Origin of the sequence: Rhodococcus sp. BP-349, from assembly GCF_019835845.1 — a bacterium.
In the GTDB taxonomy this organism is placed as follows: domain Bacteria; phylum Actinomycetota; class Actinomycetes; order Mycobacteriales; family Mycobacteriaceae; genus Rhodococcoides.
Window position 1 is genome coordinate 1,765,398 of sequence record NZ_JABUDR010000001.1, and the last position, 18,601, is coordinate 1,783,998.

The window sequence follows — 18,601 nt, forward strand, 5'->3', positions numbered from 1 at the left end:
CTCAGTGGCAGCGTCGCAGGTGAGCGATCACCCGTTGAAGGCCGTATCGATGATCTCGGCCTGCTCGACCGCGTGGACCTTGCTCGAACCCGACGACGGTGCGGACATCGGACGTCGCGAGACGCGCTTGATGCCGGACAGACGCTCGGGCAGCAACTCCGGGAACGCGAGACCGAACGTCGGCCACGCACCCTGGTTCGCCGGCTCCTCCTGGACCCACCGGTACTCGGTGGCGTTGGGGTAGCCGTCCAGCGCCTCCGCGATGCGGCGGCTCGGGATCGGGTAGAGCTGCTCGACACGCACGATGGCGACGTCGTCCCGCTTGTTCTTCTGCTTGAAGGCGAGCAGCTCGTAGTACAGCTTGCCGCTGACCATGAGCACCCGCTCGACCTTCTTGCGGTCGCCGTCGCCCGAGTCGTAGGTGGGCTCGTCGAAGACGGAGTGGAACTTGCCGTCGGTGAAGTCCTCGATGTTGCTGACCGCAGCCTTGTTGCGCAGCATCGACTTCGGGGTGAACACGACCAGCGGCCGCTGGATGCCGTCACGTGCGTGACGACGCAGCAGGTGGAAGTAGTTCGCCGGCGTGGACGGCACCGCGACCGTCATCGATCCCTCGGCGCACAGCTGCAGGAACCGCTCGATGCGTCCCGAGGTGTGGTCGGGGCCCTGGCCCTCGTGGCCGTGCGGCAGCAGGAGCACGACGTCGGACAGCTGTCCCCATTTGGCCTCACCGGACGAGATGAACTCGTCGATGATGGACTGGGCACCGTTGACGAAGTCGCCGAACTGCGCCTCCCACAGCACCAGCGCGTCCGGGTTGCCCACGGAGTAGCCGTACTCGAAGCCGACCGCCGCGTACTCGCTCAGCGCGGAGTCGTAGACCAGGAACTTGCCCGGATCGTCGCTGCCGAGGTTGTGCAGCGGCGTGTACTCCTCACCGGTCTTGCGATCGATGATGACCGAGTGCCGCTGCGTGAACGTGCCGCGACGGGTGTCCTGGCCGGACATGCGCACGAGCTTGCCCTCGTCGATCAGCGTGCCGAGTGCGAGCAGTTCGCCGAACGCCCAGTCGACCTTGCCCTCGTAGGCCATCTCGCGACGCTTGTCGAGGACGGGCTGCACGCGCGGATGCACGGTGAAGCCGTCCGGGACGTCGACGAACGCGTCGCCGATGCGGTGCAGGACCGACTTGTCCACCGCGGTGGTGAGCTTGGCGGGCAGCTGCTGGTCGAGCTCGACGGACTCGCTGGGCTCCGGGGTGTACTTCTCGAGTTCGCGCACCTCGTTGAAGACGCGTTCGAGCTGGCCCTGGTAGTCGCGGAGTGCGTCCTCGGCCTCCTTGAGGCTGATGTCGCCACGACCGATGAGCGACTCGGTGTAGCTCTTGCGAACGCTGCGCTTTGTGTCGATGACGTCGTACATCGCCGGCTGCGTCATCGAGGGATCGTCACCCTCGTTGTGGCCGCGACGGCGGTAGCAGATCATGTCGATGACGACGTCCTTGTGGAACTTCTGACGGAAGTCGACCGCCAGTCGAGCCACCCAGGCGCACGCCTCCGGGTCGTCGCCGTTCACGTGGAAGATCGGTGCGCCGATCATCTTCGCGACGTCGGTGCAGTACTCGCTGGAGCGCGAGTGCTCCGGCGCCGTGGTGAAACCGACCTGGTTGTTGACGACGATGTGCACGGTGCCGCCGGTGCGGTACCCGCGCAGCAACGCGAGGTTCAGCGTCTCCGCCACCACGCCCTGGCCCGCGAAGGCCGCGTCGCCGTGCAGCATGAGCGGCAGGACGGAGAAGCCGTCGGACGAGTCGCCCTTGTTCAGCATGTCCTGCTTGGCGCGCACCAGGCCCTCGAGGACCGGGTCGACCGCCTCGAGGTGCGAGGGGTTGGCCGTGAGCGAGACCTTGATGTCGTTCTCGCCGAACATCTGGATGTAGTTGCCCTCGGCACCGAGGTGGTACTTCACGTCGCCCGACCCGTGTGCGGCGGCCGGGTTCATGTTGCCCTCGAACTCGGTGAAGATCTTCGAGTACGGCTTGCCGACGATGTTGGCGAGCACGTTCAGGCGTCCACGGTGCGGCATGCCGATGACGACCTCGTCGAGGGCGTGCTCGGCGGACTGGTCGATGACCGAGTCCATCATCGGGATGACGGACTCCGCGCCCTCGAGCGAGAAGCGCTTCTGTCCGACGTACTTCGTCTGCAGGAACGTCTCGAACGCCTCGGCCGCGTTGAGCTTGCTCAGGATGTACTTCTGCTGAGCGACCGTCGGCTTGACGTGCTTGGCCTCGACGCGCTCCTGGAGCCATGCCACCTGGTCGGTCTCGAGGATGTGCGTGTACTCGATGGCGGCGTGACGGCAGTAGGAGTCGCGCAGCACGCTGAGCACGTCACGCAGCTTCATCTTGTCCTGGCCGTGGAAGCCGCCGACCTGGAACTCGCGGTCGAGGTCCCACAGCGTCAGGTCGTGGCTGATCACGTCGAGGTCCGGGTGCATCCGGAACTTGTCCTTGGTGAACATCAACGGATCCGTGTCGGCCATGAGGTGGCCACGGTTCCGGTAGGCCGCGATGAGCTCGAGGACGCGCGTGTTCTTGTCGACGCCGCCCGTGGGGAGGTCACGACGCCAGCGGATCGGCTCGTACGGGATGGCCAGACCGTGGAAGATCTGGTCGTAGAACTCGTCGCTGATCAGCAGGTTGTGGATCGTGCGAAGGAAGTCGCCCGACTCCGCGCCCTGGATGAGGCGGTGGTCGTACGTCGAGGTGAGCGTCATCAGCTTGCCGACGCCCATCTCGGCGATGCGCTCCTCGCTGGAGCCCTGGAACTCTGCGGGGTACTCCATGGCGCCGGCGCCGATGATGGTGCCCTGGCCGTTCATCAGACGTGGCACCGAGTGCACGGTGCCGATGGTGCCCGGGTTGGTCAGCGAGATCGTGACGCCGCTGAAGTCGGCGGCGGTGAGCTTGCCGTCGCGCGCACGACGGACGATGTCCTCGTACGCAGTGTGGAACTGATTGAACGTGAACTCCTCGCACCCCTTGATGGCGGCGACGACGAGTGACCGCGAACCGTCCTTGCCCGGCAGGTCGATGGCGAGGCCGAGGTTGGTGTGCGCGGGGGTGACCGCGTTGGGCTTGCCGTCGATCTCGGCGAAGTGCCGGTTCATGTTGGGGAACGACTTGACCGCCTGCACGATGGCGTAGCCGAGCAGGTGAGTGAACGAGATCTTGCCACCGCGGGTGCGCGCGAGGTGGTTGTTGATCACGAGGCGGTTGTCGATCATCAGCTTCGCGGGGATGGCGCGCACGCTGGTGGCCGTCGGGATCTGCAACGAGGCGGCCATGTTCTTGGCGACCGCGGCCGAGGCGCCGCGGAGCACCTTGGTCGTGTCCTCCTTCGGCGCGTCCGACTCCGGCTGTGCGGGCGGCACGGCCGCGGACTTCTTCTCGGCCGGCCCGGCGGCGGCGGTCGACTTCGCGGGGGCAGCTGTGGTCACGGGCTTGGTCTCCGCCTTCGGTGCCGGCTTGTCGGTCTTCGGTGCAGCAGGCTTGTCGGCCTTCGGTGCAGCGGACTTCTCGGTCTTCGGCGCAGCAGGCTTCTCGGTCGCGCCCTTCGCGGAAGCGGGTGCGGCTGCGGTGGTCTCGGTGTCGGTGGCGGGATCGCCGCTACCGTTCTGCTCGGGCGTGTAGTCGGCGAGGAACTCGTGCCAGCTCTCGTCGACCGACGACGGATCGGTCTTGAAACGCTGGTACATTTCGTCGACCAACCACTGATTCTGTCCGAACTGTGTTGTAGAGCTGCTGCTCACGGCAGGTGTTCGCCTCGTTTCCTTCTTCGTTCTCGCTCAGCGCACGGCACGATCAAGGTTAGACCTTTCGGTCCGCGGCCGTGTGTCCGGATCACCCTTGTGATCGGCTTCACCGGTGTGTGGCGTGGTCGCGCCGTGGCCGGGTGCGTGACCCGCGCCACTCGCAGCCGTGGTACGTCCTTCGGTGGTTTCCCAGAGTTCGGCGTAGAAACCGTCCGAGCGCACCAGGTTCTCGTGGGTTCCGCTCTCCACGATGCGGCCGTCGTCGACCACCACGACGAGATCGGCCCGCGCGGCAGTGGCGAGGCGGTGCGCCACGATCACCGATGTCCGGCGGGTGGTGACGGTGCGGCCGGCGTCCAGGACGGCTCGTTCCGTCGCCGGGTCCAGGGTCGCCGTCGCCTCGTCGAGCAACAGGATGTCGGGATCGACCAGCTCGGCGCGCGCCAGCGCCAGCAACTGCCGGGTTCCCGCCGCGAGGCCGCGGCCACGTTCTCCGACGGGCGTCGCCATGCCGAGGGGGAGTGCGGCGATGGCGGGCAGTGCCCCCACGGCGCGGGCCGCGCTCTCGATGTCGGCGCGCGTCGCGCCCGGACGCCCGAAGGCGATGTTGGAGGCGATGGTGCCGCTGAAGAGATGCGCCTCCTGCGGTACTACTCCGAGGCGTCGGCGGTAGTCCCCGAGCGGGTAGGACCGCACGGGCACGTCGTCCACGACGACGTCCCCGGTGGTGGGGTCGTAGAACCGCGCCATCAACTTCACGATGGTCGACTTGCCGGCGCCGGTGCGACCCACCAGTGCCACCGTCGATCCCGCCGGAACGTGCAGGTCGACCGACGTCAGCGCATCCCGCGGAGCCCCGGCGTAGCGGAAGGTGACGTCGTTCAGCGCGATGTCGCCGCGCAGTCGCGGTGGGACCGCGACCGGTGTCGACGACCCGGCCTGCTCGATCGAGCTGCGGGTGCGCAACAGGTCACCGATGCGAGTGAGACCCACGGACGCCTGCTGGTAGCCGTCGAACACCTGGGACAACTGCTGGATGGGGCCGAAGAGCAGACCCAGGTACAGCACGAAGGCGACGAGGGCGCCGGCCGAGGTGCGCCCGTCGGCCACGCGGTACGCACCGACGAGGACCACGGCGGCGAGGGCGAGGTCCGACAGGAATGCGATGAACGGGAAGAACACCGAGATGGCCCGTTGTGACCGCATCCGGCTGCGGCGATACGACTCGGAGCGGGCGAGGAACGAGCGTGCCGCAGCCGGCTGATGCCGGTACGCCTGCGTGACCCGTAGTCCGGTGACGTTCTCCTGGAACTCGGCGTTGACGGCCGAGATCCGCTCGCGTGACGTCGAGTACGCGCGAGCGGAGATGCGTCGGAACACCAGCGTCGCCACCGCCAGGATCGGGACGACCGACAGGGCCACCGCGGCGAGGACGCCGTCGGTGAGGATCAACGCCGCCGACACCCCGACGATCGTCAGGAGGCTGACGACGGCCGTCGAGAGACCCGTCTGCATGAACGCCGACAACGCGTCCACGTCGGTCGTCATACGCGTCATGATCCTGCCGGACAGTTCCCGCTCGTAGTAGTCGAGGCCGAGACGCTGCAGGTGCGCGTAGCTGCGGACGCGGAGCCCGAAGAGCACGCGCTCACCGGCCCGCGCGGTCACCACCGTCATGGTGCGGACCACGAGCCAGTCGACGATCACCAGCGCCAGCGCGATGCCCGACACCGCCGCGAGGATTCCGGTGGACCTCTCGGCGACACCGTGGTCGACGGCGAACCGCACGATCGACGGGAAGGCGATGGTGACGGCCGAGTCGAACGCCAGGCAGACCATGACCACCGCGAGCAGTCCGGCGACGGGGGCGAGGGTGCGCCGCAGGGTGAACGTCGACTCGTCCCGCCGAGCCGTCGCGGTGTCGACGCGCGGGTCCTCGTCGGCCGGGGCGAGTCGGGTCAGGATCTCGGTCATGGCCTCGGTAGGCACGGCGCCGCCGAGTGACGACGCCATGTGACCGCCCGGGCCAGGAGGGCCGCCGGCAGCCGCGCCGTCCGCGCTCGCGCGGGAGGCGGGTGAGGACGCGAACTCGATGGAGTCGCCGTCGTCCGGCCACAGCGAGTCGGCGGGCACGTCGTCCTGCGCCGGCTCGGACTTCTCGCCTGCGCCGGACATCAGCGCGCGGAACAGGGGGCAACGCTCGTCGAGTTCGGCCTCGGTGCCGATGTCGACGATGCGCCCCCGGTCCAGGACGGCGACGCGATCGGCCAGCGCGAGCGTCGACCGGCGGTGCGCGAGCACCACCGTCGTCCGGCGTGGACCGGAACGCAGCCGGTCGAAGATCGCTGCCTCCGTGCGGGCATCGACGGCCGAGGTGGCGTCGTCGAGGACCAGGACGCGCGGGGAGGACAGCAGGACCCGCGCGAGCGCGATGCGTTGGCGTTGGCCACCGGACAGCGAGAGCCCGCGCTCACCCACCGTGGTGTCGTAACCGTCGGACAGGTCGCGGACGAAGTCGTCGGCCATGGCGCGCGTGGCTGCGTCGCGGACACTCGCCTCCGACGCGTCGGGGGCACCGAGGGCGATGTTGCGCGCGACGCTGGAGGAGAACAGGAACGGATCGTCGAACGCGACCGACACCGCCGCGCGGAGGTCGTCGGCGGACAGGTCGGCGATGTCGACGTCGCCGTTCTCGGACGTGAGCACGATGCTGCCCGACGAGGGTCGGTAGAACCGCGGCAGCAGCATCGACAGGGTCGACTTGCCGCTGCCGGAGGGGCCCACCACCGCCACCGTCTCGCCCGGCGCGACCGTGAGGTCCAGCCCGTCGAGCACGGGGGCATCGGGGTCGAAACCGAATCGGACGTCGCGCAGACGCAGCCCCAGTGGTCCGTCCGGGATCGGTACCGGATTCTCGGGTTCCTCGTGCGCCGGCCGGGTGTCGATGACGCCGTACACCCGTTCGACCGCGGCACGGGACAGCTGGGCCATGACCACGACGGACGTGAGTGTCCGGGTCACGGCGGCCATCGTGGCGACGTAACTCGCGAAGGCCAGGAACGTGCCGACGGTGATGGAACCCGACAGAGCCAACCACCCGCCCAGGGCCACCACACCCACCAGACCGAGCTGCGGCAGCGCCGCCATGCCGGGGGCGAATCGGGAGTTCACGACGGCGGCACGCAGGCGCTCGGCGTACAGCCGCCGGCCGATGCGCTCCAGCGTGTCCACGGCACGCGATTCCTGGCCGAAGCCCTTGACCACGCGCACGCCGGTGACCGTCTCCTCCACGTGCCCGGCCAGTTCCGCGGCCTGCTGCTGGGCCGACCAGGTGGCCGCGTACAGCGTGGGGCGCATGCGGACCACCAGCACGCTGATGGCCGGTACGACGGCGAGCGCCACCAGGGTGAGCAGCGGCGACAGATAGGCCATCACGCCGAGAGCCAGCACGAACTGCAGCAGGGCGCCCGCCGACAACGGGACCATCGCGAGCAGACCCTGCACCAGCTGCAGGTCGGTGATCGAGCGCGACACCACCTGACCGACCTGCACCTCGTCCTGCCGCTCGCCGTCGAGGCGGTGCAGCGACGCGAGCAGGCGTTGGCGCAGCCCGTGTTGCACGTCGATGGACAGGGCGCCGGCGAGGAGGCGCCGCCCGAACTGGCACGCGAAGCGGACGACGGCCAGTCCCGCGATGGCCGCGGCGATGGTGGCGATGTGGTCGGTGCGGCTGGCCGACGCGCCGTCGACGGCGGCGCGGGTGAGGAGGGGGAACATGATGTCGATGGCCGCGGCCACGAAGGTCACCGCGAGTGCGCCCACCGCGACGCGGCGATGAGCGAAGCAGTCCGACGCCAGCCTGCGGATCCACCCTCGCGAATCGGGAGTGCTCACGTCACGTCTCGGCGAGTGGTGCGCAGCCACCCGGCTCCGGCGATGCCGATGGTCCACAGCAGCAGTCCGACGACGGCAGCGGAGAACGGAAGCAGCATGTCGCCGTCCGTCCCCCTGTCCGCCGCCAGGATGGCGACGGTGGTGGCTCCGGGGAGCAGGGCGGCGACCGCGTCCGCGCCGATGCCGCTGAGCACCGCGATCACGACGAGCTCTCCGATCGGCAGCCACGCGACCACGACGATCGCCGCGATGGCGGGGGATCCGACGAGCAGTCCGAGCCCGCAGCCGAGGACGCACCACAGCGCGGAGACCACGATGCCGAGGAGGCAGACCGCGATCACCAGTCCGTCGTCCACCACTGCGCTGCCCCCGAACACAGCCAGCGACGCCACGCTGACGAGGACGGACACCACGGCGTACGCGGCACCGACGGCGGCCGAGACGAGAATCCTGGCGGCCACCACCTGACCGCGACGTTGTGCGGCGAGGAAGGTCGTGGACGCGGCGCCGTGGCGCAGGTCGGTCGCGGCGTGCACCGCGCCGAACACGGCGGCGAACAGCACCGACACACCCACGGCGACGTACAGCCCGATGAGAGCGGCGACGCGATTCGCGTCGTCGACGCTGGTGAGTGCGTCCGACGACGCGATGGCGGCGTACACGGCGCTGGCGAATCCGCCGATCAGCACGGGCGGCAGACCCAGTGCCCACCACGACCGCAACGATCCGACCCGGCGGATCTCCGATCGGAGCAGACCGCCTGCTGTGGGGCTCATCGCCGAGCTCCGGTGAGCGCGGGATGCGGACCGACCGGGGTCGTGAGGGACAGGTAGATCTGCTCGAGATCCACGGCGGACACCACGGTTCCGTGGACGGTCACTGCGGACGCGTGCGCCGTCGACCGGATCACGGCCTCGCCGACACCGGTGACCACGAGTCGGCCGTCGGGACCCAGCACGGCGTCGGTGTGGCCGGACGCGGCGAGGCCCAGTGCCAGGGCGGCGGGGTTCGAACTGTGCACCAGGATGCGGGCGGGCCGGATACCGCGGAGCTCGCCGATGCTGCCGTGGAAGACGACCGAGCCGCGGTCGAGGATCACGACGTGGTCGACGATCCCCTCGAGCTCGCGAACGACGTGGCCGGACACCAGAACGGTGCCGCCCGCACGAGCGAATCCGCGCAGGAAGTCGCGGAGCCACACGATGCCGCCGGGGTCGAGACCGTCGGTCGGCTCGTCCAGCACGAGGATGCGGGGTGTGCCGAGCAGCGCTGCCGCGAGCGCGAGGCGCTGCCGCATCCCGAGAGAGAACTCGCCGACGCGGCGACCGGCGACGTCGTGCAGACCGACGAGTGCGAGCACCTCCTCCACACGGGAGTCGGCGACACCGAGGACAGGCGCGAGAGTGCGCAGGTGTGCGCGCGCCGTGCGGCGGGGGTGCGCGCCGCCGCCGCCGAGCACGGCACCGACGGTGCGGCCCGGCTCGACGAGTGCCGCGTACGGCAGGCCCTCCACCAGCGCCGCACCCTCGTCGGGCTGTACGAGCCCGAGGAGCATTCGCAGCGTGGTCGACGTGCCGGAACCGACGGGTCCGAACAACCCGGTCACGGATCCGCGCGGTGCGACGAACCCGATTCGCGCGGCGGCGACCGCGGTGCCGTACGTCTTGGCGAGGTCACGCGCCTCGAGCGCGTGTCCGGGGCTCGTCTCGATGGTGACGTGCACGTGTCAGGCGTCCGGCTCGACGACGCCCGGTGCGTCCTGCCACCGCGCCGGCGGCGGCCCGAAGGCGTCGCGTGCATTGGTGACGACGCCTTTGCCCAAGGCGCGGTTGCCGGCTCCACCGATGACGGCTCCGATGCCCGCGGGCAGCAGCGTGCCGAGCATGACCGCCCCTCGCTTCGCGGCGTACTTGGCGACGAACTTGCGGACGAGCCGCTTGTTCAGACTGCCGAGGTTCGCGCCGGGGATCCCGGCGGTGAGCACGCGGCCCACGTTGCCGCGGCCCAGTGTCCTGCCGACGATCTCCCGGCCGGACTCACCGAGAGCGACCGCCAGCACCAGCGCACGCCGCTGTTCGTGGTCGTGCACGGCGATGCCGTGAACGGCGGCCACCGACAGGGTGAGCAGTGCGGAGGCCTCGACGAAGAAGGCCGTCTCGGTGCCGACGGCAGCGACCGACGCGACGGTGCCGATGCCGGGCACCGCGGCGGTGGCCCCGGCAGCCCCGCCGCTTCCCGTCACGGCGTTCAGGAACGTCTTCTCCAGGCGACCGATGATCTGCGCCGGCGACTCGGTGGGATGCGCGCGGCGAATTCGCCAGACGTACTTCTCGACGGCGGGGCCCTGCAGTCGGCTCCCGTTGTCGAGGATCGACACCAACGCCTTCTCGACGCGTCCTGGATCCTCGGCCATCGATCGGTCCTCCTCGTCCGCAGCGTGTGCACGAATGCCGTGCGGCCTCGCTCGTACCGTTCTACCGTGTGCCCATGACAGCCGTGTCGGACGGCGCGACCGCGGTGCCGTCGCGGCCCCTCCGCGGCCTCGTGCGTCGCTACGAGGGGTACCGCCTCTCCGGCTTCGCGCCGGGCTCGCACGTCGGCATGCCGTCCGTCGACCTGACGATCATTCTGCCGATCGGGCCACCGCTCACGATCTCCCGCACCGCGATGGCGGATCAGCGGCCGGGGGAGTTCGGTGCCTTCGCCTCGGGGCTGGGGACCGAACCCGTCGTGATCGAACACGACGGCGAGCAGCACGGTGTCCAGATCACGCTGACGCCCGCGGGGTGCCGCGCGCTGCTCCACGTCCCGCCCGCCGAGCTGCGCCAGTACATCGTGCCGTTGGACGACCTGCTCGGGCGCGATGCCGCACGGCTTCTCGACGGCGTGCACGCAGCTACCGAGTGGCGTACGGCGTTCGCGCTGCTGGACCGCACGCTGTGCACGCGACTGGGCCGAGCTCCGCAGCCGGACGCCCGGCTGGAGCGGGCGTGGGCGCGGACCACCGGCCCCACCGCGATCTCCGTGGAGCAGGTCGCCGCGGAGGTCGGATGGAGCCGTCGACGCCTCGAGACCGCGTTCGCCTCCGAGTACGCCGTCACGCCGCGGGACGCGGTCCGGCTGGGGCGGTTCGCCCGAGCGCACGCGATGCTGCGGGTGGCCGAACCGCCCCGACTCGTCGAGGTGGCGTCGGTCTGCGGCTACTTCGACCAGGCACACATGGCACGGGACTGGCGCGCGCTGGCGGGATCGGCGCCCTCGGTGTGGCGTGCGAACGAGGTGTTCGCATCCGTACAAGACGAGCGCACCTCCGCGGCGACAGGATCGACGGCATGACCGAGTCACAGCACACCGACACCACCCCGACCGTCGTCTGGCCCGCACTCCGCTACGACGACGCGCGTGCCGCGATCGCCTTCCTCGTCGACGTCCTCGGCTTCACCGAGGCCGCCGTGTACGGCGAGGGGGAGCGCGTCGACCACGCCGAGCTCGTCCGCCCCGGTGGCGGAGCCGTCATGCTCGGCTCGGCGCGACCGGACAGCAGCATCGGGGGTCTGCCCGCCGGCGTCGGCGCCGTGTACGTCGTGGTCGGCGCCGAGGAACTGGTCGCACTGCACGATCGCGCACGGGATGCAGGCGCTCGTATCGTGGAACCGTTGCGCGAGGAGGACTACGGGGGGCAGGGCTTCACCTGCCGCGATCCCGAGGGCGTGCACTGGTCCTTCGGCACCTATCGGGGCCATTCGGGCTGAGGGTGCTCCGCGCCTGTAGACGGCTGGTTTGGCCTGCTCGCTCCGACCCGGTAACATGGAACGTCGGTGCGTTCACGCGTGCCTGCACGAAGTGTGGTTACGAGACGTCAATCAGGTGTGCAAACCAGGATCGCGGAGGATATGGCAAAGAAGGACGGCGCAATCGAGGTCGAGGGCCGAGTAGTCGAACCCCTGCCCAATGCGATGTTTCGCATCGAGCTGGAGAACGGTCACAAGGTGCTCGCTCACATCAGCGGCAAGATGCGGCAGCACTACATCCGCATCCTCCCCGAGGATCGCGTCGTGGTCGAGCTGTCTCCCTACGACCTGACACGCGGGCGGATCGTCTACCGCTACAAGTAGTCAAGAGTCCCCGGTTCCTCGCGAGCCGGGGATCAACCATGTCCGAGGTTCGGCGCGTTCGCGCGTGATCCTCGGACGCGACCAGGAGATCGAACAGACGTGAAGGTCAAGCCGAGCGTCAAGCCGATCTGCGAGAAGTGCAAAGTGATCCGCCGTAACGGCCGGGTCATGGTGATCTGCGACAACCTGCGCCACAAGCAGCGTCAGGGCTGATCAACCCCCCTCTCGAAGATCTACTTGGCTCCACATGCCAGAAGAAGACCTCCCAGCACCAGCTGCCCACACGCGGGTAGTACACCCCCGGCCGCGGAGGCCGGGGCCCCGAGCACCACATGTATGGGGACGGACTGGGAGCAGACCTCCGCACGAATGAAGGAAAACGCCACATGGCACGTCTAGCCGGTGTGGATCTTCCGCGCGAGAAGCGCATGGAGATCGCACTCACCTACATCTACGGCATCGGCCGTACCCGTTCGCAGGAGATTCTCTCCGCCACGGGCGTCAGCCCCGATCTCCGGAGCAAGGACCTCACCGACGAGGACCTGACCAAGCTCCGCGAGTACATCGAGGAGTCGCTCAAGGTCGAGGGCGACCTGCGCCGCGAGGTGCAGGCCGACATCCGTCGCAAGATCGAGATCGGCTGCTACCAGGGCCTTCGCCACCGTCGTGGTCTGCCCGTCCGTGGACAGCGCACGAAGACCAATGCGCGCACCCGCAAGGGACCGAAGCGCACCATTGCCGGCAAGAAGAAGGCGAAGTAATGCCCCCGAAGTCACGCACCTCCGGTCCGAAGAAGACCCAGAAGACGCGCCGCAGGGACAAGAAGAACGTCCCGCACGGCAGTGCTCACATCAAGAGCACGTTCAACAACACGATCGTGTCGATCACCGACCCGTCGGGCAACGTCATCTCGTGGGCGTCCTCGGGCCACGTGGGCTTCAAGGGCTCGCGCAAGTCGACTCCGTTCGCCGCTCAGCTCGCTGCCGAGAGTGCCGCGCGCAAGGCGCAGGAGCACGGCGTCAAGAAGGTCGACGTCTTCGTGAAGGGTCCCGGCTCCGGCCGCGAGACCGCGATCCGTTCGCTCCAGGCGGCAGGCCTCGAGGTCGGCACCATCTCCGATGTCACCCCCCAGCCGCACAACGGCTGCCGTCCGCCCAAGCGCCGTCGCGTCTAGCGGGAAGGAAGTAACAGAACATGGCTCGTTATACCGGACCCATCACCCGCAAGTCGCGTCGTCTGCGCGTCGACCTCGTCGGAGGCGACCAGGCCTTCGAGCGTCGCCCGTACCCGCCCGGCCAGCACGGCCGCGCGCGTATCAAGGAGAGCGAGTACCTGCTCCAGCTGCAGGAGAAGCAGAAGGCACGCTTCACCTACGGCGTCATGGAGAAGCAGTTCTCGCTGTACTACAAGGAAGCGAACCGCCTCAAGGGCAAGACGGGTGAGAACCTTCTCCGCATCCTCGAGACGCGTCTCGACAACGTCGTCTACCGTGCGGGCCTCGCTCGCACGCGTCGTCAGGCACGCCAGCTGGTCACGCACGGCCACTTCTTGGTCAACAACAAGAAGGTCGACATCCCCAGCTACCGCGTCTCGCAGTACGACATCATCGACGTCCGCGAGAAGTCGCTGAGCACGCTGCCGTTCCAGATCGCCCGTGAGACCTACGGCGATCGTCCCGTTGCCGGTTGGCTGCAGGTCGTTCCGAACCGTCTCCGCATCCTGGTCCACCAGGAGCCGGAGCGTTCGCAGATCGACATCCCGCTGACCGAGCAGCTCATCGTCGAGTACTACTCGAAGTAGGCCATCGGCCCGTGCGCCTCACGTGACCTCCCCCTGCGGGAACACGCGAGGCGCACGGGGCGTTGACCGCCCCACCACGAGCGTCAAATAGCGGACGCTCTTCCCAGGAGGACATCAATGCTCATTTCTCAGCGACCCACGCTGACCGAAGAGGTCATCGCTGACAACCGCTCGAAGTTCGTCATCGAGCCCCTCGAGCCTGGCTTCGGGTACACCCTCGGCAACTCGCTTCGCCGCACGCTTCTCTCGTCGATCCCCGGCGCTGCTGTCACCAGCATCCGTATCGACGGCGTTCTGCACGAATTCACCACGGTCCCCGGCGTGAAGGAGGATGTCACCGACATCATCCTGAACCTCAAGGGTCTCGTCGTGTCCTCGGAAGAGGACGAGCCGGTCACCATGTACGTCCGCAAGCAGGGCCCCGGCACTGTCACCGCAGGCGACATCGTTCCTCCGGCCGGCGTCACCGTGAACAACCCGGATCTGCACATCGCGACCCTGAACGACAAGGGCAAGCTCGAGATCGAGCTCGTCGTCGAGCGTGGCCGCGGATACGTTCCGGCTGTTCAGAACAAGGCGTCGGGCGCCGAGATCGGCCGTATCCCGGTCGACTCGATCTACTCGCCCGTGCTGAAGGTGACCTACAAGGTGGAGGCCACCCGCGTCGAGCAGCGCACCGACTTCGATCGGCTCGTTCTCGACGTGGAGACCAAGAACTCCATCACCGCGCGGGACGCGCTCGCCTCGGCGGGCAAGACCCTGGTCGAGCTGTTCGGGCTTGCCCGTGAGCTCAACGTCGAAGCAGAAGGCATCGAGATCGGACCCTCGCCCGCCGAGGCCGATCACATCGCATCCTTCGGTCTGCCGATCGAGGATCTGGACCTCACCGTCCGGTCCTACAACTGCCTCAAGCGCGAGGGTGTTCACACCGTCGGCGAGCTGGTCGGCCGTACCGAGTCGGATCTGCTGGACATCCGTAACTTCGGACAGAAGTCCATCGACGAGGTCAAGGTCAAGCTGCACTCGCTCGGCCTCTCGCTCAAGGACAGCCCCGCGACGTTCGATCCGAGCACTGTTGCCGGATACGACGCCGCCACCGGTACCTGGAGCGACACCGACACCGCCGTGAGCGATGCCGACGGCGCCGAGCAGGACTACGCCGAGACCGAACAGCTCTGACGCACTCGCGTCCCGAGCTCTTGATCAGGAGAGATTGACATGCCCAAGCCCACCAAGGGTCGCCGTCTCGGCGGATCGGCGTCGCACCAGAAGGCGATTCTCGCCAACCTGGCCACGGCGCTGTTCGAGCACGGACGGATCACCACCACGGAGTCGAAGGCCAAGCGCCTCCGCCCCTACGCCGAGAAGATCATCACGCACGCGAAGGCCGGCTCGCTGGCTCACCGTCGTGAGGTCATGAAGGACATCCGCAACAAGGACGTCGTTCACACTCTGTTCGCAGAGATCGGCCCGCACTTCGCCGAGCGCGCAGGCGGCTACACCCGCATCATCAAGACCGTCCCCCGCAAGGGTGACAACGCTCCTCAGGCCATCATCGAGCTCGTTCGCGAGCAGACGGTGTCCAACGAGGCGGACCGTGCTCGTCGTGTCCAGGCATCGCAGGCCGCGCCTGCCGCCACGAACGACGAGACCGCCGCTGACGAGGCTGCATCCGATCAGAACGTCGTCGAGGCCGTCGAGGCCGAGGCAACCGACGCTCAGGTCGAGAATGCAGACGCCGTCATCGAGGGTGTCGAGGCAGAGGACGCTCACGCGGCCAACGCCGATGAGGCAGACAAGAAGTAAGAGTGTCCTCGGACTCTCTGGGCGAGCCCGTCACCCCTTCCGGGGGTGGCGGGCTCGCCCGTTTGCGTCTCGATGTCGCCTACGACGGCACTGCCTTCGCCGGCTGGGCTCGACAACGCGACCAACGGACCGTCTGCGGTGTGCTCGAGGAGCGACTGTCCGCCATCTTCGGCACCCCACTCGAGCTCACCGTGGCCGGGCGGACGGATGCCGGCGTGCACGCCGAGGGCCAGGTCGCCCACGTCGACGTGCCGCGAACCGCGTTGGCCCGCATCGATCCTCGCGATCCCGACCGCGCACCCGACCCGTCGTTGCTGGTGCGGCGACTCGCGCGTTTCCTGCCGCCGGACGTCCGCGTCCTGCGTGTGACGTTCGTGTCCGACGATTTCGACGCCCGGTTCTCCGCACTGCGGCGGCACTACGAGTATCGATTGTCCACCGCGCCCTACGGAACTCCGCCCCTCCGAGCGGGTTTCGTGGTGCCGTGGACCCGCACACTCGACGTGGCGGCGATGCAGGAGGCGTCGTCGACCCTCGTCGGCCTCCACGATTTCGTCGCCTTCTGCAAGCGCCGTGACGGCGCCACCACCGTGCGGGAGCTGCAGCGCTTCGACTGGGTGCGGGACGGAGACGATCTCACCGCGCACGTGAGCGCGGACGCGTTCTGCTGGTCGATGGTGCGTTCCCTGGTCGGGGCGATGCTGGCTGTGGGCGAAGGACGCCGTGAGCTCACGTGGGTGCGCGGCCTGCTGGGGGCCGGTGCGCGGTCGAGTTCGATCACCGTGGCCCCGGCGCACGGTCTGTCGCTGGTGCGTGTCGACTACCCGGTCGATGCGGAGTTGGCCGATCGCAGTCGCACGACCCGGGCCACGCGATCGTTGCCCGGTGCCTGCTGCGGCTAGCCTCTTCAGGCATGGCTCCTGTTCTCGGCGTGATCATCGGCTCGGTCCGGACGGGGCGTGTCGGCCCCACAGTGGCTCAGTGGTTCGTGCGCCGCGCCTCGGCGGACGGGCGATTCGAGGTCCGGGTACTCGACCTCGCGGATGTCGTTCTGCCGATCGATCTCTCGGGTGGCCCCGGTGTCGACGAGCTGACCCGCTGGGTGGACGGCTGCGATGCCTTCGTGCTCGTCACTCCCGAGTACAACCACGGTTACCCGGCATCGCTGAAGTTGGCACTGGACTCGGTGAAGCTCGAATGGCGTGGCAAGCCGGTGGGTTTCGTCTCCTACGGCGGCACGGCCGGGGGAGTGCGCGCCGTGGAGCAGCTGCGTCAGGTGGTCGCGGAGTTGCACATGGCCCCCGTGCGCGACGCCGTGCTGTTCCCCCGAGTGAAGAAGGCGTTCGACGCGCACGGCGAGACGTCCGACGGTGCCGCGATCGATGGCGCACAGCGGATGATCGATCAGTTGCTGTGGTGGTCAGAGCGCGCCGGGCAGCCCTACCCGCGCGGCTGAGCCCGGTCGTGGGAGACCCCGCGGTCGACCGATGGCCTCGGTCTCGGCCGCGGTGGTGACGAGCCGCAGGGTGATGCTCCGCGACGCCATCGTGAGGATCACGTCGTCGGTGACGTCCGGGGACTGGTCGATCACGATGTGGGGCCCGCCGGTCGACGAGGCCGGGTTCACCCGGAGCACCGTTCCCGGTACCGGCGTCGGTCTGTCTCCGGCATGATCGGCGACCACCAGATCCACCGCGGTGCCCGACTCGACGTCGGACACGGGAGTCACCACCGAGAGGGTGCCCGAATCCGCGATCGCGACGGCGAGGTGCCGCCACGCATGGGGTCGGTCGGTCATCACCAGGACCGCTGCGCCGACGGCCACGGCGCGGAAGACGATCTGGTGCACCACGTACAGCTCACCGTGGACGTCGACGGTGTCGACGTCCTTCCCGAACACACGTGCGGTGACCGTGGTTCCGTCGGCGTCGACACCGACGACTTGACCGCATCCCGCGACCGGCAGCACGAGGGTGCTCCACTGCGCTCCCTCGACGGGGTGCGTGGGCGTCGGCGGCCGGGCGGTCGACACGAGGACGTCCTCCAGGCCCTGTCGATGCAGGCCGTCGAGCGTGCTGGATCCCGCGACCCGGATCGATCGGCGCTGCGGCGATTCGGCCGACAGATAGCCGTAGGTGGCCGTCGCCGTCGCTTCGGTGGTGGTCGAGAGAGCCGCCCGGACGGCGAGACTCGTGACGTCCGCGTCGTGATCGCCGATCGAGTCGATCGCCGCCGCGGTCCAGGCGGACGGTGCGAGCCGCCGTGAGCACCAGGTCGATCCGCCGAGCCGGGCGAAGCGCCACTGCGGACGGACGTGACGCAGGGGAACCCCACTCGTCACCAGAAGATCCGCCGCACGGATCTGATCGGCGGTGAGAAGGCTGCCCACGAGACCGTGGGTGCGCAGGACGTGCTGCAGTCGGGCCATGGTCGTGGCGAGCATCTGCACCGACCCCGCAGCAGTTCCGCCCCGACGCGCCGCGGCCGTCTCACCCTCGTGGACGTCGGTCGAGAGGGAGAGGAAGGTTCGCCGCCGCGCCACCGACGCGAGCGGTCCGGCCATGGACAGGTAGCAGTCCGCGGCGCGGCGACCCCGTGCCGGACGCGTGCCGACGGAGGTGACACCCAGGTGGGTGGGCGTGTCCGTGCCCTGCGACAGTCGGTCGACGAGGTCGCGGAGCGGCACCACGGCGTCGGGTGTCGCACCGCGTGAGCCGACCGTCGACCATCCGGCCGCACTGGGTTCGACGCGGAGTTCCGCGACGATCGTCAGGTCGGACCCGTTCCACACCACACCGATCCGACCACCGGGCCGGTCGAACGACAGCACAGTGTGCACGGGTACCGGTCGACGAGCCAGAAGCTGCAGCCACGCCGAGACGTGACCCACCACGGGACGCCCGTCCCGTGGGAGGCAGAGTCCGATCACGACGACGACCGCGGCCGTGATCGCCCATGGCGCAGGTACTCCCGACGACATGAGCGCGACGGCCACGCCGAGCGCTACCGCTTGCGACACCACGACATCGCGTGCGGCCGTCATCCCCGGGCGACTCTCGGACACCATGGCTCCTCCTCTGCGGTCGATGTACTGTGCCCTCACGCGGGACCGCTCCACCGGGTCCGGCGTGTCCGGCGGGGGGCCGGGCCGCGTCGCAGCGGCACCGAGG

At 68.8% G+C, this 18,601-nt stretch carries 17 protein-coding genes; 11 read left to right on the plus strand and 6 right to left on the minus strand.

From position 1 onward, the window contains the following. Positions 1 to 27: 27 nt before the first annotated feature. From HQ325_RS08440 to HQ325_RS08460, 5 genes are read right to left on the minus strand one after another with little or no spacing between them, the layout of a single operon-like run. Positions 28 to 3,813: a multifunctional oxoglutarate decarboxylase/oxoglutarate dehydrogenase thiamine pyrophosphate-binding subunit/dihydrolipoyllysine-residue succinyltransferase subunit gene (locus tag HQ325_RS08440; protein ID WP_222628022.1), complete on the minus strand. Its 3,786-nt coding sequence runs from the start codon at positions 3,811 to 3,813 to the stop codon at positions 28 to 30. Positions 3,814 to 3,849: 36 nt separating this feature from the next. Beyond that, the gene (locus tag HQ325_RS08445; RefSeq protein ID WP_308014314.1) at positions 3,850 to 7,710 is read right to left on the minus strand and encodes an ABC transporter ATP-binding protein; all 3,861 of its coding nucleotides are present in this window, start codon (positions 7,708 to 7,710) and stop codon (positions 3,850 to 3,852) included. Then, a complete protein-coding gene (locus tag HQ325_RS08450) occupies positions 7,707 to 8,486 on the minus strand; it encodes a hypothetical protein (protein ID WP_222628025.1) in 780 nt (259 codons plus the stop codon). Before HQ325_RS08450 ends, HQ325_RS08445 begins: the two co-directional genes overlap by 4 nt. Further along, entirely contained in the window at positions 8,483 to 9,433 is a 951-nt protein-coding gene (locus tag HQ325_RS08455; protein WP_222628027.1) for an ATP-binding cassette domain-containing protein, read from the minus strand. Before HQ325_RS08455 ends, HQ325_RS08450 begins: the two co-directional genes overlap by 4 nt. 3 nt (positions 9,434 to 9,436) lie before the next feature. Further along, the gene (locus tag HQ325_RS08460) at positions 9,437 to 10,123 is read right to left on the minus strand and encodes a hypothetical protein (RefSeq protein ID WP_056442559.1); all 687 of its coding nucleotides are present in this window, start codon (positions 10,121 to 10,123) and stop codon (positions 9,437 to 9,439) included. 74 nt (positions 10,124 to 10,197) lie between these two features. Here HQ325_RS08460 and HQ325_RS08465 point away from each other — a divergent pair, with 74 nt between their 5' ends. From HQ325_RS08465 to HQ325_RS08515, 11 genes are all read left to right on the plus strand, one after another. Further along, positions 10,198 to 11,046, plus strand: a complete 849-nt coding sequence (locus HQ325_RS08465; RefSeq protein ID WP_222628029.1) for an AraC family transcriptional regulator — start codon at positions 10,198 to 10,200, stop codon at positions 11,044 to 11,046. Continuing rightward, the gene (locus tag HQ325_RS08470) at positions 11,043 to 11,462 is read left to right on the plus strand and encodes a glyoxalase/bleomycin resistance/extradiol dioxygenase family protein (RefSeq protein WP_222628032.1); all 420 of its coding nucleotides are present in this window, start codon (positions 11,043 to 11,045) and stop codon (positions 11,460 to 11,462) included. Before HQ325_RS08465 ends, HQ325_RS08470 begins: the two co-directional genes overlap by 4 nt. A 141-nt stretch (positions 11,463 to 11,603) precedes the next feature. Then, complete coding sequence (gene infA / locus HQ325_RS08475) at positions 11,604 to 11,825, plus strand: translation initiation factor IF-1 (RefSeq protein ID WP_005140011.1); 222 nt, start codon at positions 11,604 to 11,606, stop codon at positions 11,823 to 11,825. 99 nt (positions 11,826 to 11,924) lie between these two features. Next, a complete protein-coding gene (gene rpmJ, locus HQ325_RS08480; protein ID WP_009679193.1) occupies positions 11,925 to 12,038 on the plus strand; it encodes a 50S ribosomal protein L36 in 114 nt (37 codons plus the stop codon). Positions 12,039 to 12,211: 173 nt separating this feature from the next. Continuing rightward, positions 12,212 to 12,586 carry a 30S ribosomal protein S13 gene (gene rpsM, locus HQ325_RS08485; protein WP_027503825.1) on the plus strand — a complete coding sequence of 125 codons (375 nt, stop codon included), beginning with the start codon at positions 12,212 to 12,214 and terminating at the stop codon, positions 12,584 to 12,586. Then, entirely contained in the window at positions 12,586 to 12,999 is a 414-nt protein-coding gene (gene rpsK, locus HQ325_RS08490) for a 30S ribosomal protein S11 (RefSeq protein WP_027503824.1), read from the plus strand. Before rpsM ends, rpsK begins: the two co-directional genes overlap by 1 nt. Positions 13,000 to 13,019: 20 nt before the next feature. Further along, positions 13,020 to 13,625, plus strand: a complete 606-nt coding sequence (gene rpsD / locus HQ325_RS08495; protein ID WP_027503823.1) for a 30S ribosomal protein S4 — start codon at positions 13,020 to 13,022, stop codon at positions 13,623 to 13,625. Between the two features lie 117 nt (positions 13,626 to 13,742). Continuing rightward, entirely contained in the window at positions 13,743 to 14,804 is a 1,062-nt protein-coding gene (locus tag HQ325_RS08500) for a DNA-directed RNA polymerase subunit alpha (RefSeq protein ID WP_027503822.1), read from the plus strand. A 39-nt stretch (positions 14,805 to 14,843) separates the two neighbouring features. Continuing rightward, positions 14,844 to 15,431, plus strand: a complete 588-nt coding sequence (gene rplQ / locus HQ325_RS08505) for a 50S ribosomal protein L17 (RefSeq protein WP_027503821.1) — start codon at positions 14,844 to 14,846, stop codon at positions 15,429 to 15,431. A 62-nt stretch (positions 15,432 to 15,493) separates the two neighbouring features. Then, positions 15,494 to 16,333, plus strand: a complete 840-nt coding sequence (truA, locus tag HQ325_RS08510; protein ID WP_222629110.1) for a tRNA pseudouridine(38-40) synthase TruA — start codon at positions 15,494 to 15,496, stop codon at positions 16,331 to 16,333. An 11-nt stretch (positions 16,334 to 16,344) separates the two neighbouring features. Beyond that, positions 16,345 to 16,887: an NADPH-dependent FMN reductase gene (locus HQ325_RS08515; protein WP_222628034.1), complete on the plus strand. Its 543-nt coding sequence runs from the start codon at positions 16,345 to 16,347 to the stop codon at positions 16,885 to 16,887. Here the strand turns inward: HQ325_RS08515 and eccE are convergent. Continuing rightward, on the minus strand, positions 16,852 to 18,498 hold the full coding sequence (eccE, locus tag HQ325_RS08520) for a type VII secretion protein EccE (RefSeq protein ID WP_222628036.1): 1,647 nt from the start codon (positions 18,496 to 18,498) through the stop codon (positions 16,852 to 16,854). The two genes, HQ325_RS08515 and eccE, sit on opposite strands and share 36 nt — an antisense overlap. Positions 18,499 to 18,601 lie beyond the last annotated feature (103 nt).

Coding starts and splice junctions, on each gene's coding strand:
- HQ325_RS08515 (WP_222628034.1), top strand. CDS start 16,345: ATGGCTCCTGTTCTCGGCGTGATCATCGGCTCGGTCCGGACGGGGCGT.
- infA (WP_005140011.1), top strand. CDS start 11,604: ATGGCAAAGAAGGACGGCGCAATCGAGGTCGAGGGCCGAGTAGTCGAA.
- HQ325_RS08460 (WP_056442559.1), bottom strand. CDS start 10,123: ATGGCCGAGGATCCAGGACGCGTCGAGAAGGCGTTGGTGTCGATCCTC.
- rpsK (WP_027503824.1), top strand. CDS start 12,586: ATGCCCCCGAAGTCACGCACCTCCGGTCCGAAGAAGACCCAGAAGACG.
- HQ325_RS08465 (WP_222628029.1), top strand. CDS start 10,198: ATGACAGCCGTGTCGGACGGCGCGACCGCGGTGCCGTCGCGGCCCCTC.
- rplQ (WP_027503821.1), top strand. CDS start 14,844: ATGCCCAAGCCCACCAAGGGTCGCCGTCTCGGCGGATCGGCGTCGCAC.
- HQ325_RS08450 (WP_222628025.1), bottom strand. CDS start 8,486: ATGAGCCCCACAGCAGGCGGTCTGCTCCGATCGGAGATCCGCCGGGTC.
- HQ325_RS08470 (WP_222628032.1), top strand. CDS start 11,043: ATGACCGAGTCACAGCACACCGACACCACCCCGACCGTCGTCTGGCCC.
- rpsM (WP_027503825.1), top strand. CDS start 12,212: ATGGCACGTCTAGCCGGTGTGGATCTTCCGCGCGAGAAGCGCATGGAG.
- eccE (WP_222628036.1), bottom strand. CDS start 18,498: ATGGTGTCCGAGAGTCGCCCGGGGATGACGGCCGCACGCGATGTCGTG.
- HQ325_RS08500 (WP_027503822.1), top strand. CDS start 13,743: ATGCTCATTTCTCAGCGACCCACGCTGACCGAAGAGGTCATCGCTGAC.
- rpsD (WP_027503823.1), top strand. CDS start 13,020: ATGGCTCGTTATACCGGACCCATCACCCGCAAGTCGCGTCGTCTGCGC.